Source organism: Deinococcus grandis (assembly GCF_001485435.1).
GTDB classification, from domain to species: domain Bacteria; phylum Deinococcota; class Deinococci; order Deinococcales; family Deinococcaceae; genus Deinococcus; species Deinococcus grandis.
In genome coordinates this window covers 963,526-983,385 of sequence record NZ_BCMS01000001.1, presented here as the reverse complement: position 1 = coordinate 983,385, position 19,860 = coordinate 963,526, and the positions used below count along the sequence as shown (strand labels likewise).

Here is a 19,860-nt window from a genome sequence, read left to right as displayed (position 1 = left end):
AGTGCAAGAAGCGCGCCGCCCCGGGACTGGGGGCGGCGCGCTCGGGCGGGGGGTTATACGGATTCCGTTTGTTCCGTTAACAGATCGGAAGATCACCGATCTGCCAACTCCACGCCCGGAACCCGTTTCTCTCCTGCTCGCTCCGCTCGGGTTGAAAGATTTTGCAAACCTTTCAACCGGAGTCCGTATTACTCCTCGCTCTTGCTGCTGGCGGCGGCCTTGGCGGCGGCGTCCTTCATCACGCGGCTGCGGTCGCTCTTGATGCGGGCAGCCTTGCCGCGCAGTTCGCGCAGGTAGTACAGCTTGGCGCGGCGGACCTTGCCGCGCTCCAGCACGGCGATCTTGGCAACCAGGGGGCTGTTGAAGGGGAACACGCGCTCCACGCCTTCACCGAAAGAAATCTTGCGGACGGTGAAGCTCTTGCGGCTGCCCGCGCCGTTGATGGCGATCACGACGCCCTCGAAGGCCTGGTTGCGGGTGCGGTTGCCTTCGACGACCTTCGTTTCCACGCGGACGGTGTCGCCGGGGCGGAATTCGGGCAGGTCGGCCTTCAGGTGGGGCTGCTCGACGGCGCGCAGGATGGCGCCACGGTTCACTTTGATTGCGTGCTGCATGGTTTGCTCCTTCGGGCAGCGGACCGTCCCACCGTCCCGCTGTCTGCGGGCAGAGACGTTCGTGCTCCTGATGAACTGGTCGCCTGGGCAGACGACCGAACTGTAGAAGTATACGGGCCGCCCCCGCCGGGGGCAAGTGCGGCGCCGGTCACGTTCACGACCCGGGCGGGCGCGGCAGTCTGGGGGTCATGACTGCCGTCGAAGATGCCTCCCAGCAGGTCGCGCAGGTGCGCGAAGCGTCCCTGAAGCAGCGCCGCCGCGTGGCGGAGGTCCGCGCGCGTGAGCACGTCGGGGCGGCCGGGTGGGCGCAGACGAGTGCGCTCGAGTCGATCATCCGCGCCGGGCACGAGGGGCTGGCCGCCACCGACGCGCTGCGTGAGGTGGTGCAGGTCACGACCGAGCAGCTGCGCGCCCTGCCGTTCGGGGCGGGCGGCGAGGCCCGCTCGGCGCAGGAGGAGGCGCTGCGGCATATCCTGGAGAGCGGCGAGGCGCAGATCACGGCGGCCCGCGCGCTGGACGAGCTGGTCTGCACGGCCCTGGACGAGGTGGCCCGCACGCCGGTCAGTGAGGTGAATGTCCGCCGGCTGGAAGGCATTCACGCGCGCGTGCGCGAGCAGGTGCAGGCGCTGGGCACCCTGATGCAGGCCGCGCAGGTGCAGGCCGACACGCTGGAACAGGTGGCGCAGCTCGAGCGGGTCAGTGCCGAGTACCAGGGGCGCGTGGCGACCCTGGGCCGCCTGAGTGCCGAGCAGGAGGCGCAGGTGCTGGGCGACGCGGGCGAGCAGCTCGTCGGGCGACTGGCGGAACTGGACGAGGCCGCGCCGCAGCAGGTGGATGCCCTGACCCGCATCGGCGAGGCGGTCGCGGAGAAACTCACCGAGACGGGTGCGGCCCCCGCGCAGCAGGCGCAGGCGCTGGAGGACCTCGCGCACCTCATGGAGGAGAAGGCCGGGGAGCTCCGCAACGGCTGACGGGAGGCGTGACCCGGGGAGGGCCGCCTGGCTCTCCCCGGTCTGCTGTCGGTCCTCACAGCAGCGGGTGGAGAGCGAGCACCTGGGAAAGGCAGCGGGCGGAACCGGACACCACCGTCAGGTGGGCGTGGGCACCCAGAACCGCAGGATGGGTCTGGGGTGGTCCGGCACCACGAACTGGCCTTCGAGAACGCCGCCGTTCTTCTCGATGGTGCGGCGCGAGCCGGTGTTGTCCGCGTCGCAGGTCACGAGGGCCGATTCGATGCCCAGCTGCCGGGCGCGGCGCAGCGATCCGGCGAGGATGCGGGTGGCGTGTCCCTGGCGGCGGGCGCCGGGGCGGACCTCGTAGCCGATGTGACCGCCGAATTCGCGCAGGCGGGCGTTCAGGGTGTGGCGGATGCTGGCGCGGCCCAGGTACGTGCTCCCGTCCACGAGCCACAGGTACTCGGAGTGCACGAAGCCCTCGGGGAGGGTGTGGCCGGGCTCGAAGCGGCGCAGGTGGGTCAGGAAGGCCGGGAAGTCGCGTTCCATGTCGGTCACGTCGAAGCTGAGGGTGTCGCCCAGGCCGCTGCCGGTGGCCTGCGCCTCGCGCACGGCGTCCAGGAAGCTCGTCTTGAACCGTTCGTCGGGGGGCAGCAGTTCCATGCCCCACCCTAGGGCGCGGCGCGGCGTCTGCCCTGAGCCAGATGGCGCAGCCCCCCACCCAGGGCGTCCGGGCCGTACGGACGGGCTCGACCAGCGCGGGGCGCGGCATTCACCACGCGGCGTGGTCAATACGGCGCAGACTCCCGCCCAGGGCACGTTAAAAGGCCCCGGCGCGGACGTACAATCGCCGCATGACCGCCTCCCCCTTCGCCGTCCGGGATCTCGGCGTGACGCCGTACCGGGACGCCTGGGACCTCCAGAAAACCCTGCACGCGCAGGTGGCCGCCGGGGACGCCCCGCCCACCCTCCTGCTCGTGGAACACCCGCCCGTCCTCACGCTGGGCCGCAAGGCGCGCGAGGGCACCAACATCATCGTCACCCGCGACTACCTGCACACGCAGGGCATCGAGGTGCTGGAGGTCGAACGCGGCGGGGACGTCACGTACCACGGCCCCGGCCAGCTCGTCGCGTACGCCATCTTCCCCGTCGGCCGCCGGGTCGCGGACTTCCTGCGCCTGCTCGAACAGGCGACGATCCGCGCCCTGCACGACCTGGGCCTGGAGGACGCCCGCCCCAACCCCGGCTACGCGGGTGTGTACGTCACCGCGCGGGACGTGAACGGCCTGACGTACGATCAGAAGATCGCGTCGTTCGGCGTCGCCGTGCAGCGCAACGTCGCCCTGCACGGCCTAGCCCTGAACGTGAACGCGAACCTGCAGCACTTCGACCTGATCGTCCCGTGCGGCCTGACGCAGACGCACATGACCAGCGTGCAGCGCGAGTACGACCTGCGCGGCCTGAACACAGCGGCCAGCATGACAGAGGCCAAAGACGCCCTGACGCGCGCCTTCCACACCACCTTCGCCCAGTACGACTGGACGCTGCCCACCCCCACGGCAGCCGGGAGCTGAACCCATGACCCAAGAGACCAAGGAACCCAAGTTCATCAAGAACGGCATCTACCGCAAGGACAGCGTCCCGGTCCGCGACAAGAAACCCGAGTGGCTGAAAGTCACCATCCCCACCGGGCAGGTCTTCACGGAAGTCCGCAAGATCGTCAAGGAACACCGCCTGCACACCGTGTGCGAGGAAGCCATGTGCCCCAACATCGGCGAGTGCTGGAGCCGCGGCACCGCCACCTTCATGCTCATGGGCCACATCTGCACCCGCGCCTGCCGCTTCTGCGCCGTGGACACCGGCAACCCCATGGGCAAACTCGACCTCGACGAACCCCAGGGCGTCGCCGAGAGCGTCCAGCTCATGGGCCTGAAGTACGTCGTGCTGACCAGCGTGGACCGCGACGACCTGCCGGACGGCGGCGCGTACCACTTCGCCAAGACCGTCCAGGCCATCAAGAAACTCAACCCCGAAACGCGCGTCGAGGCCCTCACCCCCGACTTCGGCGGGAACACCCACTGCGTCGACCTGGTGCTCGACAGCGGCGTGGACACCTACGCGCAGAACCTCGAAACGGTCCGCCGCCTCACCCACCCCGTCCGCGACATCCGCGCCGACTACGACCAGACCCTGAAAGTCCTCGCGCACGCCAAGCAGGCCCGCCCCGACGTCATCACCAAGACCAGCATCATGCTCGGCCTGGGCGAAACCCGCGAGGAACTCCGCGAAACCATGCGCGACTGCCGCGCCGCCGGCGTGGACGTCCTCACCTTCGGGCAGTACCTGCGCCCCACCATGCACCACCTGCCCGTGCAGCGCTACGTCTCCCCCGCCGAATTCGACGAGATCCGCGAGGAAGCCATGAGCCTCGGCTTCCTGGAAGTCGTCAGCGGCCCCCTCGTCCGCAGCTCCTACAAGGCCGAGCAGATCGTCATGGACCGCCCCGGCACCCTGCCCGAACACCTCGCGCACCTCGGCGAGGGCAGCGAACTCAGCCTCCTCTGAGCCCCAGACCTCAGCCCGCCGGACGCGCCCAAGCGCCCCGGCGGGCTGAACCCGTATCCCGTAATGCCCCCGTAACGGGCGGCGCCGACCCTGTGGGCAGGAGGTTTCACCATGACTACCCCCCTGCTCGTGAAGGACGCCATGCACGCCCGCGCGGTCACGCTCTCGCCCCACAGCACCCTGACGGACGCCGTGGTCACCATGCAGGAACTGCGCGTCAAGCGCCTGCCGGTCGTGCAGGACGGCCGCGTGGTCGGGATCGTCACGGACGGCGAGGTGCGCCGCGCGCTGCCCACCCTGAGCGAGGGCCTGACGCCGTGGGCGTTCACGGACCGCGTGGGGCGCGTGCGGGCGCGGGACATCATGCGCCGCCCGGTGCTGACCGTCACGCCCGACGCGGCCCTGACGGCGGCGCTGCGCCTGATGCTGGACCGGCGCGTGGGCGGCCTGCCCGTCGTGGACGAGAACGGCGACCTGCGCGGCATGCTGACCCTGACGGACGTCCTGCGCGCCGAGGGCCGCGCCGCGCGGCTGCACTGGGGTGCGGTCGAGCAGCACATGACCAGGGGCGTCGTGACCGTCACGCCCGGCACGCCCGCCAGTGAGGCCGCCGCCACGCTGAAGGTCACGCGCCTGCACGTCCTGCCCGTCGTGCAGGGCAGCCAGCTGCGCGGCGTGCTGCACGAGAAGGACCTCACGGCCGCCGTGGACCGCGCCGGGGCCACGCACGGGCCCACCGTCCTGGCCGATCAGTTCTTCCTGAGTGGCCTCACGGCCGCCGACCTGATGCGCCCCCCCACCGGGTACGTCACCGAGAGCGTTCCCATGCGCGACGCGCTGACCCGCATGCTGGACCTGGACGTGCACGGCCTGCCAGTCATCACGGAGGACGGGGACCTGCTGGGCGTCGTGACGATCAGTGACGTGATCCGCACGGTGCTGGGCGAGATCGTGAGCACATAGGGAAAGGAAAATAGCTCAGTACACCTTGCCACGCTCGCCGGTAATCACGTACTGGCCGTTCTCACCACGTTCTAGGTCCAAAACTGTGTATGCGCGGCCTTCTAGGATCTTGTCGCTCTTCTCAACTCGGTATTTGTAGTCGAACCGGACTTGCCGAGTCGAGCCGGTATCGTAGATGGTACTTACCTCCGAGTCGAGAGTATAAGAACGCATAGGCCAACGCTTAAAGTATCCGACTTTGTCCTTGTAGACGTAATTTCGAGGCTTAACACCCTGATCGAAGTAACTCACTTCAGCGGCATAGAGGGTAATAGCTTCATTCACGTCACTACTTTCACCCGAAGACAGGTACTGTCGAACGAATTCCTGAATCTCGGACGTGGCTTCCCCAGATCCAACACTGGGGGCGGAGATCTCACTGGCGTCCGGGACAGTGGTGGGTATAACTGTTCCAGCGAGGTCATCTGGATTTACACCGGAATCCACAAGGCGGAAGCACTCGTCGAGCTTGTCTTGCTTTTGCGATTTCGCTTCATCCCAAGTGTACTGCGGGGCGTTGTACACGCCTGGTTGCCCGGCGACGGGCTCACCGTTGAGCTTGATGTAGTTCCAGTAAACATTCTCAGCTTTGACTTGACACGCTGCGAGGTAAACGCTGCGCTTATTCCTCGCATCCTGCTCAGCTTGAACCTTTTGCTGCGCGATTTCCAACTCCTTCTGCTTGGCCTGCAACTCCGCTTGCTCAGCTGCAGCTTTAGCCTTCTGAGCTGCTACCTGAGCGGCAAGCTTCTGCTGTTGAAGCGTCAGATTTGCCTGTTCTCTTGCTGGAACGGCGACTGCAAAGTAGTACCCACTGAAGCCCAGCACGATAACTAACGCCGTACCCAGAATGACCCAGATCACGTTCCGATTCATGCCCACATGACACTCCCACGAGCAATCTCGCGCAAGCGAATATAACCACTGGAACTAACTTTACTCACTGGGGGAATTCATCAGCCTGACAGCGCACCAGAATACCTTCATCTGGAACGATGCACTTTTGCCTTGACGCACCCTGAATTCCGGGAAACTGATTTCAGAAGTAGGGTCAAAATCGGCTCAAGCAGCAAAAACCCGCAATAACAGACGAGGAAACCCCGTCACTGACGGGGTTTCTGTTCTTGGTGCGGATGCCCAGACTTGAACTGGGGACCTCACGCTTATCAGGCGTGCGCTCTAACCAGCTGAGCTACACCCGCGCACCGGTTGTTCTTCGCGCTGTCCTCTCGGGCAGGCGGGCATAAATGTATCAGGGGGTCTTCACTCTGTCAACACCTGTTGTGGTCGGGGTGGGTCAGCGGGGCCAGAGGGCGGGGGTGCCGCCGGGGGTGATGCCAGCGTGCGTGTCCAGCGCGTAGCGGTCGGTCATGCCGCTGAGGTAGTCGCAGGTGGCGCGCGGCTGGCCTTCGCTGGCGGCGAGGGCGCGGTAGGTGGGCGGGAGCATGCTGGGGCGGTTCATCAGGGCGTGGTACAGGCTCTGGAGGACCTGGGTGGCCTGTTCGACCTGCATCTCGACGCGCCAGTGGCGGTAGAGGTGTTCGCGCAGGAAGGTGCCGGTGTCGCGCAGCAGGTCGCGCATGTCGGGGCTGTAGGTGATGAGGCGGGTGGGCTGCGCGCGGACGTCGGCGGGGGTGGTGACGCCGCTGGCGGTGATGCTGGCGTGGCTGGCGTGGGTGAGGTCGCGGATCAGCCAGCCGAGCAGGTGGCGGTGCAGGGTGCGGCGGCCCTGTTCGCTGAGGTCGTGCCCGTGCAGTCCGGCGCGGCGGGTGAGTTCGGCCCACAGGGGCAGGTCGGTCAGCTGGTGGGGGGTGATGAGGCCGCTGCGCAGGCCGTCGTCGAGGTCGTGCGCGGTGTAAGCGAGGGCGTCGGCGGCGTCCACGAGCTGCGCTTCCAGGCTGGGTTGACCCAGGCCCGCGCGGTGGTGTTTGTTCAGGCCGTCCAGGGTGTCGTGGGTGAGGTTCAGGCCCGGGTACTCGCCCTTGGGGTGTTCGAGCAGCGTGACGATGCGCCGCGCCTGGAGGTTGTGGTTGAAGCCGCCCTCGCCTTCCAGGAGCTGGTTCAGGACGCGTTCCCCGGCGTGCCCGAACGGGGGGTGCCCGAGGTCGTGGGCGAGGGCGATGGTCTCGGAGAGCGTCTCGTTCAGGCCGAGGCTCAGGGCGACGCTGCGGGCGACCTGCTGCACTTCCAGGGTGTGGGTCAGGCGGGTGCGGTAGTGGTCCCCGGCGGCCGAGAGGAACACCTGCGTCTTGGCTTCCAGGCGGCGGAAGGCGGTGGTGTGCAGCACCCGGTCGCGGTCCTTCTGGAAGGCGGTGCGGGTCTCGCTTTCGTCTTCTGCGTGTTCGCGTCCGCCGTGGTCGCGGCTGAGGGTGGCGTAGGGGGCCAGCGTGGCGGCCTCGCGCGCTTCCAGATCCGGGCGGGTGAACATGGGCGCAGTCTATGACCGCGTGGGGGTGTGGGGGCGGGTGCATTACAGTTGCCGGAAGATGACCGGCGAGACGACGGGTGAGACGAGGGTGGTGTATGACGGGCGGATCGTGCGCCTGGAACTCTTAGGCGGCAAGTGGGAGGTGGTGCGGCACGCGGACGCAGTGGCGGTGCTGGCCCTGAACACGCGCGGGGAGATGCTGCTGGTCCGCCAGGAACGGCGCGCGGTGGGCGCGTTCACGGTGGAGGCCCCGGCCGGGCTGATCGATCCCGGCGAGACGCCCGAGCAGGCGGCGCGGCGCGAGTTGCAGGAGGAGGCGGGTCTGGACGGCGACGTGACGCTGATCACGCGCTTCTACGCCAGCCCGGGCTTCTGCGACGAGTTCCTGCACGTGTTCGAGGCGACGAACCTCCGCGAGAGCAGGCTGCCGCACGACGAGGACGAGGAGGGGATCGAGGTGCTGTGGTTGCCGCCCGCGCAGGTGCTGGCGGGGCTGCGGGACGGGTCGCTGGTGGGCAGCGCGTCCACGGTGGCGGCCGCCATGCACGCCGTGATCCTGCTCGCGGGCCGCCCGGGGGGCGCGTGAAGACGTACGTGTCGCCCGGCCAGCGCCCGGATACCGCCACGGTGGTCGCGGTGGGGTCGTTCGACGGGGTGCACCTGGGGCATCAGGCGCTGATCGCGCAGCTGAAGGCCAAGGCGCGCGAGCACCGGGTGCCCAGCGTGGTGTACACCTTCGATCCGCCCACGCGGGTCCTGACGCAGGGCGTGGAGTTCCTGTCCACCCTCCCGGAGAAACTGGACCTGCTGGCCCGCTACGGTGTGGACGAGACCATCGCGGCGTCGTTCACGCCGGAGTTCGCGTCCCGCCCGAAGGAGGCGTTCCTGGATGACCTGCGCCTGCTGCGCCCCCGCGCGATCGTCGTCGGCGAGGACTTCCACTTCGGGCGGGGCCGCGCCGGGAGCGCCGCAGACCTGCGCGAGGTCGCGCCGGAGGTCGTCGTGGTGCCGATTCACGGCCTGAGCGGCGAGGACATCAAGAGCACCCGCGTGCGCGAGTACCTCAAGAGCGGCGACGTGGACGGCGCGCGCCGCCTGCTGGGCCGCCACTACGACGCGCAGGGCGTGGTCGTGCAGGGCGATCAGCTGGGGCGCACCATCGGCTGGCCCACCGCGAACATCAGCGTGCCGGACGGCAAGGCGCTGCCGCTGGGCGTATTCGCCGTCGTCGCCGTCGGGGATCATGGGCGCTGGCACGGCATGGCGAACGTCGGCTTCCGCCCGACCGTGAACGGTCAGGACCGCCGCTTCGAGGTCCACCTGTTCGACTACAGCGGCGACCTGTACGGGCAGGAGTTGCAGATCAAGTTCTTCACGCACCTGCGCGGCGAGCAGAAATTCAGCGGCCTGGACGAACTGAAAGCCCAGATTGCCCGCGACGCACAGGCGGCCCGCGACGCTCTGAAAGACGTCCGGTAAACGTGCTGCTGTCCAGGCTCCCCTCTCCTGCGGAGCTTCGCAAGTCGAGGGGAGCTGTCGGCGCAGCCAGCTGAGGGGTTCAGCCGCCCGAGGGGTCCCTCATACGGATTCCGTTTGTTGCGTGAACAGATCGGAACACCACCGATCTGCCCACTCCACGTCCGGAACCCGTTTTTCTCCTGCTCTGCCGCGCAGCTCTACGAGTCGCATCCGCTCGGGTTGAAAGTTTTTGCAAACCTTTCAACCGGAGTCCTTATCAGTTCACCGTGAAGTTGCTGATGTTCCACTCGCCGAAGCCGTCCATGATGCCCTCGTCGCCGAGGCCGGACGCGAAGCGGGTGGGGTAGCCGTAGGTGGGGTCGAAGGTCTGCCGGACGATGGGGCAGGGGGCTTTCGCCTGGGCGTTCAGGGTGGCGGCCATCTCGTCGAAGCGGGCGTCCATGGTGCGGGCGGACAGGGCGGGGTTCACAGTGCCTTCCTGTCCGGGGGCCAGGGTCGCGCCGGTCACGCGGCCGCCGCGGATGGTGACGCGGGTGCCGGGGAACAGGACGGGCGCGGCGATCTGGTTCACGTCGTAGGTGTAGTTCGCGGGGCGCTGGCTGGCCCACAGGGCGCGGGCCTGGGTCAGCTGGGCGTTCAGGGCGCGGAAGTCGGGGCGGACGTACCCGGCGCGGCAGCCGAACGGGGCGGTGGTGGGCGCGCCGGTCCGGGGGCCGCTGCCGCCACCCGCGAGGGCCGCGCCGGTCACGGCGGCCAGCAGGCCGGTCAGGAGGACGCGGGGGACGGTGCGGCGGACGCTGGGGGTCATGGGGGCAGCGTACGGGCCGAAGCTGACGGGCGGCTGAGAGGTGGGGGTGGTGAGGGTTGCGGTGCGCCGGGGCGGGTGGGGCGTACCCTGGGCGGCATGAGCACGGACGCCCTCTCCCCTGTTTCGTCCCCCGAGTCCTCCGCCGAGCTGCCTGCGGTGCTGAACCTGGGGTACTCGTTCTGCCCGAACGACACGTTCATCTTTCACGCGCTGCACGCGGGGCTGGTGCAGGGGCCGCTGCCGGTGCGGGAGGTGCTCGAAGACGTGCAGACCCTGAACGAGTGGGCGGTGGCGGGGCGGCTGCCGATGACGAAGATCAGTTACCGCGCTTACTTCGAGGTGCTGGAGGACTACGTGGCGCTGCGCGCGGGCGGGGCGCTGGGACGGGGCGTGGGCCCGCTGGTCGTGACGCGCGGGGACGTGCAGGATCTGAACGGCCGCACGGTGGCGTCGCCGGGGGCGCTGACTACGGCGGAACTGCTGCTGCGGCTGGTGTTCCCGGCCGTGAACGTGGTGCGGATGCGCTACGACGAGGTGATGCCTGCCGTGCAGCGCGGCGAGCACGCGGGGCAACCCATTGACGCGGGGCTGATCATCCACGAGTCGCGCTTCACCTTCCACGAGTACGGCCTGAGCCGACTGCTGGATCTGGGCGCGTGGTGGGAACAGGAGACGGGTCTGCCGCTGCCGCTGGGCGCGATCCTGGTGCGCCGCGACCTGCCGCACGACGTGCAGCGCGGCCTGAACGCGGCAGTGCGGGCCAGTCTGGAGTACGCGTACGCGCATCCGGACGCGGCCCGCGCGTACATCCGCGAGCATGCGCTGGAGATGTCGGACGAGGTGATGCAGGCGCACATCGACCTGTACGTGAACTCCTTCAGCCTGGACGTCGGCGAGGAGGGTGAGCGGGCCGTGCGGGAACTGCACCGCCGCGCGGTGGAGGTCGGGGCGACCCGCCCCAGCGAGTGGCCGCTGTTTGTGGAGTGACGGGGGCGCGGGCTCATGAGGGGCTTCCTGATCTGACTTTGGGACGAACCTGAAGGGAGCTTCACAAGGTGGGACGGCCCCCGTTTGGGGGCGGTCAGGGTCTGGGATGGTGGGGTCGTTCGACCGAAGCCGGCCGGTTCCTGACAGGTGCGCTCACGGCGCGGCCGGGGACGGCCCGGCCACACGACGAGGTTTCCCCATGAAACGTACCCTGACCACCCTGACTGCCTTCCTCGCCACCGCTGCTCTCGCCGGGGGTGCCCAGGGGCAGACCGTACCCGACCGCGGCACCGTGACCGTGAACGGCTCGACCGTGTTCTACAAGGCGACCGGCAGTGGCCAGCCGCTGCTGCTGATCCACGGGTACCCGCTGAGCGGCGAGCTGTTCAAGAACAACCGCGCGCTGCTCGCCCGGAACTTCCGCGTGATCACCGTGGACCTGCCCGGCTTCGGCCTGAGCCGCGCCCCGAACGCGGACGCCAGCATCGAGAACTACGCCAGCACCGTGCTGGGCGTCATGGACGCCCTGAAACTGAACCAAGTGGTGGCGGGCGGCATGAGCATGGGCGGCATGACGCTGTTCCAGATGTACAAGATGGCCCCCGAGCGCTTCAGGGGCCTGATCTTCATCGACACGACCGCCGATCCCAGCGGCGTGGCCGAGAAGGTCAACTGGCTGGGCACCGGGCAGCAGGCGCAGGAGAAGGGCGTGGCGAGCCTCGTGGACATCCTGATGCCGCGCATGCTGACCGGCCAGAGCCGCATGACGATGCCCAATCAGGTCATGCACCTGGGCAGCCTGGTGAAGCAGGCCAGCCTGAACGGCGCGGTGGGCGGCGCGACGGCCCTGGCCAACCGCCCGGACGCGAATCCCATCCTGCCGACCATCCGGGTGCCCACCCTGTACCTGTTCGGCGCGGAGGACAACCTGACGCCGCCCGAGGTCGCCATGAAGATGCAGATGAACACCCCGGGCAGCCGACTGGTGCTGATTCCCGGCGCGGGGCACGCCGCGACCTTCGAGAAGGCCAGCGCCGCGGCGCGCGCCATGAACGACTTCGCCCTCAGCCTGCGCTGAGCCTGACCCCGCTCTTCTCTGCGGCACGCCCTCTCACGAGACCGGGCGCGCCGTCTCTCCCCACCCTCACCCTCCGGAGGTCACCCATGAAGACCCTGACTCACCTGCTGGGCCTCGCCGCGCTGCTGAGTGCTGGCGCCCTGGCACAGACGGCCCCACCCACCCCCCGACCCATCGCGCCCGGCGAGCCGCCCGTGACCGTCACCGCCACCCGCAACGAACCCACGCCGCTGGAGTTCACGGCGGACAAGCTCGCTCGCCTGAAGGTGCCGGCCGGGTTCACGCTGAAGGTCATGGCGACCGGGCTGGGGAACGCCCGCATGCTGCACGTCATGCCCGACGGCGGCATCTACCTGTCGCGCCGCGCGCAGGGGGACGTGTGGTACCTGAAGGACACCAACCGGGACGGTCTGATCCGCGCGACCGAGCGGCGGCAGGTGGCGCAGAACATGAAGCTGGCGCACGGCCTGGATGTCAGGGACGGCAAACTGTACGTGGTGGGCGAGAAGACCATCTGGGTGATGGACATCGCCCGTGACGGCGGACTGAGCGTGCCGCGCGTGTTCGCCGACGGCTTCCCGGACGCCGGACAGCACCCCGCCCGCAGCCTGAAATGGGGCCCGGACGGCTACCTGTACGCCAGCTTCGGCTCGACGAACAATGACGCGCCCACACCCAACCCCGAGGAGGCCACCATGCTGCGCATCAGCCCGGACGGGAAGACCCGCGAGATCTTCGCGCGTGGGCTGCGGCACACCATCGGCTTCGGCTGGCACCCGGTCAGTGGCGTGCTGTACGGCGCGGATCAGGGCAGCGACTGGCACGGCGACAACATCCCCCCCGAGGAGATCAATGTCATTCAGCGCGGGAAGAACTACGGCTGGCCCTTCTGCTACGGCGACAAGCAGCCCGACCCGTACGTGAACGTGGGCAACATCCCCGGGAAGATCACGAAAGCCGAGTACTGCGCGGGCACGCAGGGCAGCGTCCTGAACTACACGGCGCACGCGGCGGCCATCGCCATGACCTACTACACCGGTACGCAGTTCCCGGCCGAGTACCGCAACGACGCGTTCATCGCGTACCGCGGCTCGTGGAACCGCACCGAGCCCAGCGGCTACGAGATTGCCCGCGTGGTGTTCGGCACGCAGAACACCCCCGAGCGGATCGAGCCGTTCGTGACCGGGTTCGTCTTCCAGGACGGCGAAGTCTGGAAGCAGTTCGGCCGGGTGGCGGGCGTCGCCACGTACACCGACGGCAGCCTGCTGTTCACGGACGACCAGAGCGGCGTCCTCTACCGCGTGCTGTACACGGGAGGGAACTGAGATGCGACTCACCTCGGGCAGACTGAATGCCGGCCAACGCACCCTGATCACGGCGGCCCTGCTGGGCAGCGCGGCCCTGACCGGAACCGGACTGGCGGGCGGGGCCACCCAGCCGGTGCCCGCCCCGGCCTCCACACCGCTGAAAGCCACGGCGGCCCTGCGCGACACGGCCGGGCAGGTGCTGGGCACCGCTACCCTCGAGCAGCAGGGGGCAGGCGTGCGGATCACGGTGAATGTGACTGGCCTGAAGCCCGGCCAGCACGGCATGCACGTCCATGAGTACGGGCGCTGCACGCCCGGCGTGGACGCCGCGACGAACACGGTCGTGGCGTTCGGCGGGGCGGGCGGGCACTTCGATCCTGGCATGAGCCGCAATCACGACGATCCGCAGGCGGACAACCACGCCGGGCACGGCGGGGATCTGCCCATGCTGACGGTCGGTGCGGACGGCACCGGGCGCATGACAGTGGTGACCACCAAGGTCAGTCTGACCGGCATGACCGGTGTCCTGAACCGCTCGCTGGTGATTCACGCTCAGCCGGACGACTACCGCAGTGACCCGGCGGGCCTGACGGGCGCGCGGGAACGCTGCGGCGTGATCACGCGGGACAATTTCAGTGTCCGTGACTACCCGCTGCCCGGCTCCCAGACCTTCCCGGAAGGTGTGGCGGTCGATGCAGCGCGGGGCGTGGCCTACACGGGCAGCGCAGCTAGCGGCACGATCTACGCCGTGAACCTCGCCAGCGGGGCCGTGTCGACCTTCGCCGAGGGGGGCGGGCACGGCCGGGCGTCTGCGCTGGGCCTGAAGGTGGACGCGCAGGGCCGCGTGTGGGCGGCGGGCGGCGCGAGCGGCACGGTCAGTGTCCTGCGCCCCGATGGTTTCCCGGTCGCGATCCTGAACACCCCGAAGTCCCCGAACGCGTACGTCAATGACCTGACGCCCGCCCCGGACGGGAACGTGTATGTCACGGATTCCAGCCGCCCCGTGATTTTCCGGGTCACGCCGGATCTGAAGCTGAGCGCGTGGCTCGACCTGAGCGGCACGCCCATCCGGTACGCGCCGGGCATCAACCTGAATGGGATCGTGCCCACCCCGGACGGGCGGGCGCTGCTGGCGGTGCAGCTGAACACGGGTGACCTGTGGCGAATCGACCTGCGTACGAAGGCCATGCGGCGCGTCATGGGCGGCCTGACCCGCGGGGACGGCCTGCTGCTGGACGGCCGGACGCTGTACGTGGTGCGCAACGCCGAGCAGGTGATCACGAAGGTCACCCTGAACGCCGACTGGACGGCGGGGCAGGTCGTGGCCGAGGAACCGCTGATGGGACTGCGGTTTCCCACGACCCTCGCCGCGGTCGGTGGGGACCTGATCGTCGCGCAGGGCCAGCTCGACAAGTTGCAGGGCGGCACGCCCGAGACGCCCTTCAAACTGACACGGTTCAAGAAATTCTGAACCCGGTTCAACGCGCTGGGCACGGCTGGGACACACCCCAGCCGTGCCCGCGCCCCTGCAGGTGAGGAATGTAAGAGCCGGATGATCGCCAGTAGGGTACGCTGTGCGGGTGACGAAGCAAGGCGCGCCAGCCGTCCCGGCCATCGAGGTCCGGGGGCTGTACAAGACATACGGTTCGAACGCCGTCCTGGAGGACGTGCACCTGACCGTGAAACCCGGAGAGGTATACGCCCTGACCGGCCCCAACGGCGCCGGGAAGACCACCCTGATCCGCACCATGACCGGCCTCGCCTTCCCCTCGGACGGCGAGGTCCGGCTGCTGGGGCGTGACGTGCACACCGACGGCCAGCGGGCCCGCGCGTACCTGGGCGCCGTCGTGGAAGCCCCCGCGAAGTTCTACCCGCAGTTCACCGGCACGCAGAACCTGCAGATCCACGCGAACCTGTCCGCGATGGCCCCGGGCGGGCGCCGCATCAGCCGCGACCGCATCCGCGAGGTGCTGGCCCTGCTGGAACTGACCCGCATGGCCGACCGCCGAGTCGGCGAGTACTCTCTGGGGCAGCGGCAGCGGCTGGGCGTGGCGAGCGCCATGCTGGCCGAACCGAAGGTCCTGATCCTGGACGAACCCACCAGCGGCCTGGATCCCCTCGGCATCGGGCTGATCCACCGGATCGTGACCAGCCTCGCCACGAGCGGCTGCGCGGTCGTCCTGAGCACGCACCACCTGCGCGAGATCGCCACGTACGCACACACGGTCGGCATCCTGACCGGCGGGCGACTGGTGGACACCGTGGACCTGCGCGCTCGGCAGGCCGCGTACCGCTTCCGGGTGGACGACCCGGTCGGCGCGGCCGCCGTGCTCGAACGCCTGCCGTTCGTGCGGCGCGTGAGCACCCGCACGCCGTACGCGATCGCGCACCTGGGCGGCGAGTCGCGCGTGCCGGACGCCCTGTCGCACCTGCATGGCGAGGGCATCCGCGTGTTCGAGGCCAGCCCCGACCACTTCGACCTGTACGAGTACTACCGCGAACGCGTGGAGCAAGCATGACCACCATTCACCGCACCGGGGGACGCGCATGCTGACCTTGCTCAGCCTGGAATTCCGCAAACTGTTCGGCGCGCGCAGCGTCCGGCTGGCGCTGCTCGTCACGCTGCTGCTGCCGCTGCTGTGGGCGTTCGCGCCGCGCCTGGACCAGCTGTTCGCGCCGGGTCAGGCGGTCGCGCTGGTCAGCGGGTGGCAGCTGCCGTTCATCAGCATCTTCACGAGCATCCAGTTCCTGCTGCCGCTGTTCATCGCCGTGATGGCCGCCGAGATGATCGGCGCGGAGGTCGCGCACGGCACGCTGGCGCCGCTGCTGCTGCGCCCCGTGGACCGCACCCGCGTGATCCTCAGCAAGCTGATCGTGGCGATCACGTACCCGTTCATCCTGCTGCTCGTGACGCTGCTCGGGTCGCTCATCGCGGGCCTGCCCCTGGGGTACGGCAACTTTCAGGGCGGCACCGGGCTGGGCGCCGGCGGCCTGGTGGGCGTCGGCACGCTGACCAGCGAGGCGGCCTTCGGTGAGGTCCTGCGCGGCACGCTGCTCGCCGGGGTGTCCCTGATGCCCATCGCGGCGCTGGCGCTGCTGTTCGGCATCCTGTACCTGAACACCGCCGCCGCCGCGCTGGCGACCTTCGCGACGCTGATCGTCATGCGGCTGTTCGTGGTGCTGCCCCAGGCGATCCAGCCGGTGCTGCTCACGAACTACTTCCAGCTGTTCCTGCCCAGCAACCAGGACACGCTGGGCAAGGACGTCATCCTGCTGCTGATCTACACGGTGGGGTTCGGCTTGCTGAGCATCTTCGCGTTCGACCGCCGCGACGTGTAATACGGACTCCGATTGAATGGGCTGCAAAGCCCGCTGGGTCCGAGCGGATGCGAGAAGGAGAGAAACGCCCCTCCGGACGTGCAGCCGGCAATCCGGTGAAGTTCCGGATTGTTGGCGAAACAAACGGAATCCGTATAACGGACCGGCACGCACGCGGGAGGGGGTCACGGTTCACGCCGCGGCCCCCTCTGCCCGTGTGTCATTTCGGCGCGCCGGGACGGTCGGGCTGCGCTACAGTGCGCCGCGCCCGCCCGAGCGGGCCACGGAGGTTTCCTGTATGCGTCATCCTGCTCTGCTCCTGACCCTGGCCCTGTCGTTCCTGCCTGCCGCGCACGCCGCGCCCACGCAGCCCAAAGCGCAACAGCTCGCGGTGTTCAAGGTCGCGGCCCTGGCCAGCGCGACCGTCACGCCCGCCACGCTGCTCGCCTCGGGCGTGACCGCCGAGACGGTCACCATTCCCGCCGACTACCTGTACAAACGCGACCTGCGCGTGCGCGCCTACGACCTGGACGCGTTCCTGAAGGCCCGCATCCCGGACATCGAGGCGCTGGCCGCGCAGGGCGCGCAGGTGATGTTCTGGTGCCGTGACGGGTACGCGCCCATGGCGAAACTCTCGGACCTGCTGGGTCGCGGCGGCCTGATCGCCGTGGCGGACGCCGACGCCACGGCGGACGTGCGGTGGCCGAACGCGCCGTACAAGACGTCCGTCCTGACCGCGCCGGAGATCGGCAACTACGTCGTGTGGCGCGCCGCGCAGTTCCCCGCCAAGCCGCAACCGTGGGGTCTGGAGACTATCTACGTCCTGCCCGCGGGCACGGCACTGAAGAAGTAACGCCGTCACCCCCCACCCCGGTCCGCCGCCGCATCCATGCGGGCGGCGGACATTCGTTGGGGCACGCACAGCGGTTTCCAGTTCCGCCCAGGGGCCAAGGGGGCACGCCCCTGGGTTCCACTTCCAACCGCTGATGTGGGCGGCGTCTCGCTCTACTCGTTTGAGACTGAGGGGGTTGCTCAGCGTCCCTGGACCCCGCTGTTTGGGCTAACCTGCGCGCATGACGGCGCCCATCTCCCTGAACGCGGGCGGCAGCCTGTACGACCGGATCGGTCCGGACGCCCTGTCTGCCCTCGTCACGCGGTTCTACTCGTACGTGGCGCAGGAGCCGCTGCTCACGCCGATCTTCCCGGACGACCTGACCCTGACCGCCGAGAAGCAACTGGCGTTCCTGACCGGCTTCCTGGGCGGCCCACCGCTGTACCACGAGCGCTACGGGCACCCGCGTCTGCGCGCGCGGCACCTGCCGTTCGAGATCACCCCGGCGCGCGCGCGGGCGTGGCTGGCGTGCATGAACGCGGCGCTGCGCGACACGCCGCCGATCGGCGCGGAGCAGATCAGCGTGGACGACGCGCGGGAACTGTACGCGGCCCTGTCGCGCGTGGCGGTGCACATGGTGAACGCAGAGGACCACCCCGCCTCCTGACCGGGACTGTGTGATACGGATTCCGTCTGTTTCGTTCACAACCCGGAACCACACCGGGTTGCCAACTCCACGCCCGGAACCCGTTTGTCTCCTCCTCGCTCTGCTGCGCAGCTCTGCGAGTCCGCTCGGGTTGAAAGTTTATGCAAACTTTTCAACCGGAGTCCATATGACCCGGCGAAGGGTTGGACAACTCCTGGCAATTGACTAGCAGGGTGGGGGCGGGGGTTGCGGGGCTTTCCTACACTGCGCAGCATGACCCACCAGCGCAGCATCGAGGACCTCCGCGCCGAGGTCGACCAGATCAACCGTGACCTGCTGACCCTGCTGTCCAAACGCGGCGAGGTCGTCGCGCAGATCGGGCACGCCAAGACCCAGGAGGGCCGCCCGAACCACTACGACCCGGCCCGCGAGGACAAGCAGCTCAAGGAGATCGAATCCCTGAACCAGGGCCCGTTCACGAGCGCCGCCGTGAAGGCCATCTTCAAGGAGATCTTCAAGGCCAGCCTGGACCTCGAGGAGAGCAACGACAAGAAGCAGCTGCTCGTCTCCCGCAAGGTCAAGAGCGAGGACACCGTGCTGGACATCGACGGTGTGCGCATCGGCGGGGACGCGCCCCCCATCATCGTCGCCGGTCCCTGCTCCATCGAGAGTGAGGAGCAGATGGAGCAGACGGCCGCGTTCCTCGCCGCGCGCGGCGTGAAGATCCTGCGTGGCGGCGCGTACAAGCCCCGCACCAGCCCCTACGGCTTCCAGGGCATGGGCGTGGACGGCCTGATCCTGGGCAGCCGCGTCGCCAAGGAGCACGGCATGCTGTTCGTGACGGAAGTCATGGACACCCGTGACGTGGAGATCGTCGCGGAGCACGCCGACATCCTGCAGGTCGGGGCGCGCAACATGCACAACTTCGCGCTGCTGCGCGAGGTGGGCCGCTCCCGCCGCCCGGTGCTGCTCAAGCGCGGCCTGAGCGCCACCATCGAGGAGTGGCTGTACGCCGCCGAGTACATCCTCTCCGAGGGGAACAACGAGGTCATCCTGTGCGAGCGCGGCATCCGCACGTACGAGAAGTGGACCCGCAACACCCTGGACCTGTCCGCCGTGGCGCTCGCCAAGCAGGAGACGCACCTGCCGGTCATCGTGGACGTCACGCACGCCGCCGGGCGCCGCGACCTGCTGATCCCCCTGGCGAAGGCCGCCCTGGCCGTCGGCGCAGACGGCATCCACGTGGAGGTGCACCCCAGCCCCGCCACCGCGCTGAGCGACAACGAGCAGCAGCTGGACTTCGCCGGGTACGACAAGTTCAGCGACGCCCTGAGCAGCCTGCTGCGCCAGCCCGCCTCCGTCTGACAGCGGTTTCCAGTGGAATGGAAGGGCCGACACCGCGCCCTTCCATTCCACGTTCGACCACTGGTGGTGTCAGGTGCCCGCTCTGCTTCGCGGCTCTCCGAGTCCCCTCGTTCAGTTCTGCTGTGACACGGGATGAAAGTGACCTGCGTCCAACTTGATCGCGTTGCGTTATGCCCTCTTCCCCGTGTGACTCGGAAGAGCTGAGCGGCAGAGCGGGCGGGGCTCGCAGAGCAGCGAGGCAGTGGAGCGACAGTGCGGAAGAGGCAGGTGTTCACCGGGCGACTCCGAGTGACGTGGAATCATACGGACTCCGGTTGAAAGGTTTGCAAAAACTTTCAACCCGAGCGGAGCGAGCAGGAGAAACACGGGTTCCGGGCGTGGAGTTGGCAACCCGGCGTGGTTCCGGGTTGTTAACGAAACAGACGGAATCCGTATCACTTGGATCCCGCATGAGTCTCATGCCCTGAAGCGGCGCCCC

At 68.6% G+C, this 19,860-nt stretch carries 20 protein-coding genes and 1 tRNA gene; 15 read left to right on the top strand and 6 right to left on the bottom strand.

The annotated features are described in order from the left end of the window. Nucleotides 1–188: 188 nt before the first annotated feature. Nucleotides 189–614: a 50S ribosomal protein L19 gene (gene rplS, locus DEIGR_RS04950; protein ID WP_058975793.1), complete on the bottom strand. Its 426-nt coding sequence runs from the start codon at nucleotides 612–614 to the stop codon at nucleotides 189–191. A gap of 188 nt (nucleotides 615–802) precedes the next feature. Between rplS and DEIGR_RS04945 the strand changes: the two genes are divergently transcribed. After that, nucleotides 803–1,585 (top strand): hypothetical protein, encoded by a 783-nt coding sequence (locus tag DEIGR_RS04945; protein ID WP_058975790.1) that lies wholly within the window; start codon nucleotides 803–805, stop codon nucleotides 1,583–1,585. A 117-nt stretch (nucleotides 1,586–1,702) separates the two neighbouring features. Here the strand turns inward: DEIGR_RS04945 and DEIGR_RS04940 are convergent, their stop codons facing one another. Beyond that, on the bottom strand, nucleotides 1,703–2,230 hold the full coding sequence (locus DEIGR_RS04940; RefSeq protein WP_058975788.1) for a GNAT family N-acetyltransferase: 528 nt from the start codon (nucleotides 2,228–2,230) through the stop codon (nucleotides 1,703–1,705). A 191-nt stretch (nucleotides 2,231–2,421) separates the two neighbouring features. Here DEIGR_RS04940 and lipB point away from each other — a divergent pair, with 191 nt between their 5' ends. The 3 genes from lipB to DEIGR_RS04925 all read left to right on the top strand — a co-directional run bounded on the left by lipB (nucleotide 2,422) and on the right by DEIGR_RS04925 (nucleotide 5,095). Continuing rightward, a complete protein-coding gene (lipB, locus tag DEIGR_RS04935; RefSeq protein ID WP_058975786.1) occupies nucleotides 2,422–3,141 on the top strand; it encodes a lipoyl(octanoyl) transferase LipB in 720 nt (239 codons plus the stop codon). A gap of 4 nt (nucleotides 3,142–3,145) precedes the next feature. Next, a complete protein-coding gene (gene lipA, locus DEIGR_RS04930) occupies nucleotides 3,146–4,132 on the top strand; it encodes a lipoyl synthase (protein ID WP_058975784.1) in 987 nt (328 codons plus the stop codon). A 111-nt stretch (nucleotides 4,133–4,243) separates the two neighbouring features. Continuing rightward, entirely contained in the window at nucleotides 4,244–5,095 is an 852-nt protein-coding gene (locus DEIGR_RS04925) for a CBS domain-containing protein (protein ID WP_058975782.1), read from the top strand. A 15-nt stretch (nucleotides 5,096–5,110) separates the two neighbouring features. Here the strand turns inward: DEIGR_RS04925 and DEIGR_RS20310 are convergent, their stop codons facing one another. The 3 genes from DEIGR_RS20310 to dgt all read right to left on the bottom strand — a co-directional run bounded on the left by DEIGR_RS20310 (nucleotide 5,111) and on the right by dgt (nucleotide 7,562). After that, nucleotides 5,111–6,010 (bottom strand): hypothetical protein, encoded by a 900-nt coding sequence (locus DEIGR_RS20310; protein ID WP_153013635.1) that lies wholly within the window; start codon nucleotides 6,008–6,010, stop codon nucleotides 5,111–5,113. Nucleotides 6,011–6,259: 249 nt separating this feature from the next. After that, nucleotides 6,260–6,336 (bottom strand) — tRNA-Ile (locus DEIGR_RS04915). A 95-nt stretch (nucleotides 6,337–6,431) separates the two neighbouring features. Further along, nucleotides 6,432–7,562: a dGTP triphosphohydrolase gene (dgt, locus tag DEIGR_RS04910; RefSeq protein ID WP_058975777.1), complete on the bottom strand. Its 1,131-nt coding sequence runs from the start codon at nucleotides 7,560–7,562 to the stop codon at nucleotides 6,432–6,434. Nucleotides 7,563–7,620: 58 nt separating this feature from the next. On the opposite strand from dgt, the gene DEIGR_RS04905 reads away from it, so the two are divergent. Both DEIGR_RS04905 and ribF read left to right on the top strand, forming a co-directional pair. Further along, nucleotides 7,621–8,148 carry an NUDIX domain-containing protein gene (locus tag DEIGR_RS04905; RefSeq protein WP_058975775.1) on the top strand — a complete coding sequence of 176 codons (528 nt, stop codon included), beginning with the start codon at nucleotides 7,621–7,623 and terminating at the stop codon, nucleotides 8,146–8,148. After that, nucleotides 8,145–9,041, top strand: a complete 897-nt coding sequence (gene ribF, locus DEIGR_RS04900) for a riboflavin biosynthesis protein RibF (RefSeq protein WP_058975774.1) — start codon at nucleotides 8,145–8,147, stop codon at nucleotides 9,039–9,041. Before DEIGR_RS04905 ends, ribF begins: the two co-directional genes overlap by 4 nt. A gap of 256 nt (nucleotides 9,042–9,297) precedes the next feature. On the opposite strand, the gene DEIGR_RS04895 is transcribed toward ribF, so the two are convergent. Beyond that, nucleotides 9,298–9,849, bottom strand: coding sequence for a DUF6174 domain-containing protein (locus tag DEIGR_RS04895; RefSeq protein ID WP_058975773.1), 552 nt, complete (start codon nucleotides 9,847–9,849; stop codon nucleotides 9,298–9,300). Nucleotides 9,850–9,945: 96 nt separating this feature from the next. Here DEIGR_RS04895 and DEIGR_RS04890 point away from each other — a divergent pair, with 96 nt between their 5' ends. From DEIGR_RS04890 to DEIGR_RS04850, 9 genes are all read left to right on the top strand, one after another. Next, nucleotides 9,946–10,836 carry a 1,4-dihydroxy-6-naphthoate synthase gene (locus DEIGR_RS04890; RefSeq protein WP_058975770.1) on the top strand — a complete coding sequence of 297 codons (891 nt, stop codon included), beginning with the start codon at nucleotides 9,946–9,948 and terminating at the stop codon, nucleotides 10,834–10,836. 199 nt (nucleotides 10,837–11,035) lie between these two features. Next, nucleotides 11,036–11,914, top strand: a complete 879-nt coding sequence (locus DEIGR_RS04885; RefSeq protein ID WP_058975768.1) for an alpha/beta fold hydrolase — start codon at nucleotides 11,036–11,038, stop codon at nucleotides 11,912–11,914. Nucleotides 11,915–12,000: 86 nt separating this feature from the next. Continuing rightward, nucleotides 12,001–13,239 carry a PQQ-dependent sugar dehydrogenase gene (locus DEIGR_RS04880; protein WP_058975767.1) on the top strand — a complete coding sequence of 413 codons (1,239 nt, stop codon included), beginning with the start codon at nucleotides 12,001–12,003 and terminating at the stop codon, nucleotides 13,237–13,239. Nucleotide 13,240: 1 nt separating this feature from the next. After that, nucleotides 13,241–14,692 (top strand): superoxide dismutase family protein, encoded by a 1,452-nt coding sequence (locus tag DEIGR_RS04875; RefSeq protein WP_058975766.1) that lies wholly within the window; start codon nucleotides 13,241–13,243, stop codon nucleotides 14,690–14,692. A 109-nt stretch (nucleotides 14,693–14,801) separates the two neighbouring features. Beyond that, nucleotides 14,802–15,740, top strand: coding sequence for an ABC transporter ATP-binding protein (locus DEIGR_RS04870; RefSeq protein WP_058975765.1), 939 nt, complete (start codon nucleotides 14,802–14,804; stop codon nucleotides 15,738–15,740). A 28-nt stretch (nucleotides 15,741–15,768) separates the two neighbouring features. Continuing rightward, on the top strand, nucleotides 15,769–16,560 hold the full coding sequence (locus DEIGR_RS04865; protein WP_058975764.1) for an ABC transporter permease: 792 nt from the start codon (nucleotides 15,769–15,771) through the stop codon (nucleotides 16,558–16,560). Nucleotides 16,561–16,837: 277 nt separating this feature from the next. Next, nucleotides 16,838–17,392 carry a hypothetical protein gene (locus DEIGR_RS04860; RefSeq protein ID WP_058975762.1) on the top strand — a complete coding sequence of 185 codons (555 nt, stop codon included), beginning with the start codon at nucleotides 16,838–16,840 and terminating at the stop codon, nucleotides 17,390–17,392. A gap of 220 nt (nucleotides 17,393–17,612) precedes the next feature. Continuing rightward, the gene (locus DEIGR_RS04855) at nucleotides 17,613–18,038 is read left to right on the top strand and encodes a globin domain-containing protein (RefSeq protein WP_058975760.1); all 426 of its coding nucleotides are present in this window, start codon (nucleotides 17,613–17,615) and stop codon (nucleotides 18,036–18,038) included. A gap of 252 nt (nucleotides 18,039–18,290) precedes the next feature. Further along, a complete protein-coding gene (locus tag DEIGR_RS04850) occupies nucleotides 18,291–19,382 on the top strand; it encodes a bifunctional 3-deoxy-7-phosphoheptulonate synthase/chorismate mutase (RefSeq protein ID WP_058975758.1) in 1,092 nt (363 codons plus the stop codon). Nucleotides 19,383–19,860: the final 478 nt, after the last annotated feature.

Excerpts from the sequence above, each read along its gene's own strand:
- DEIGR_RS04860 (WP_058975762.1), top strand. The coding sequence starts at position 16,838 with ATGCGTCATCCTGCTCTGCTCCTGACCCTGGCCCTGTCGTTCCTGCCT.
- DEIGR_RS04905 (WP_058975775.1), top strand. The coding sequence starts at position 7,621 with ATGACCGGCGAGACGACGGGTGAGACGAGGGTGGTGTATGACGGGCGG.
- lipB (WP_058975786.1), top strand. The coding sequence starts at position 2,422 with ATGACCGCCTCCCCCTTCGCCGTCCGGGATCTCGGCGTGACGCCGTAC.
- DEIGR_RS20310 (WP_153013635.1), bottom strand. The coding sequence starts at position 6,010 with ATGAATCGGAACGTGATCTGGGTCATTCTGGGTACGGCGTTAGTTATC.
- DEIGR_RS04880 (WP_058975767.1), top strand. The coding sequence starts at position 12,001 with ATGAAGACCCTGACTCACCTGCTGGGCCTCGCCGCGCTGCTGAGTGCT.
- dgt (WP_058975777.1), bottom strand. The coding sequence starts at position 7,562 with ATGTTCACCCGCCCGGATCTGGAAGCGCGCGAGGCCGCCACGCTGGCC.
- DEIGR_RS04925 (WP_058975782.1), top strand. The coding sequence starts at position 4,244 with ATGACTACCCCCCTGCTCGTGAAGGACGCCATGCACGCCCGCGCGGTC.
- DEIGR_RS04890 (WP_058975770.1), top strand. The coding sequence starts at position 9,946 with ATGAGCACGGACGCCCTCTCCCCTGTTTCGTCCCCCGAGTCCTCCGCC.
- DEIGR_RS04865 (WP_058975764.1), top strand. The coding sequence starts at position 15,769 with ATGCTGACCTTGCTCAGCCTGGAATTCCGCAAACTGTTCGGCGCGCGC.
- DEIGR_RS04850 (WP_058975758.1), top strand. The coding sequence starts at position 18,291 with ATGACCCACCAGCGCAGCATCGAGGACCTCCGCGCCGAGGTCGACCAG.
- DEIGR_RS04895 (WP_058975773.1), bottom strand. The coding sequence starts at position 9,849 with ATGACCCCCAGCGTCCGCCGCACCGTCCCCCGCGTCCTCCTGACCGGC.
- DEIGR_RS04940 (WP_058975788.1), bottom strand. The coding sequence starts at position 2,230 with ATGGAACTGCTGCCCCCCGACGAACGGTTCAAGACGAGCTTCCTGGAC.
- DEIGR_RS04945 (WP_058975790.1), top strand. The coding sequence starts at position 803 with ATGACTGCCGTCGAAGATGCCTCCCAGCAGGTCGCGCAGGTGCGCGAA.
- lipA (WP_058975784.1), top strand. The coding sequence starts at position 3,146 with ATGACCCAAGAGACCAAGGAACCCAAGTTCATCAAGAACGGCATCTAC.
- DEIGR_RS04875 (WP_058975766.1), top strand. The coding sequence starts at position 13,241 with ATGCGACTCACCTCGGGCAGACTGAATGCCGGCCAACGCACCCTGATC.
- DEIGR_RS04885 (WP_058975768.1), top strand. The coding sequence starts at position 11,036 with ATGAAACGTACCCTGACCACCCTGACTGCCTTCCTCGCCACCGCTGCT.
- DEIGR_RS04855 (WP_058975760.1), top strand. The coding sequence starts at position 17,613 with ATGACGGCGCCCATCTCCCTGAACGCGGGCGGCAGCCTGTACGACCGG.
- rplS (WP_058975793.1), bottom strand. The coding sequence starts at position 614 with ATGCAGCACGCAATCAAAGTGAACCGTGGCGCCATCCTGCGCGCCGTC.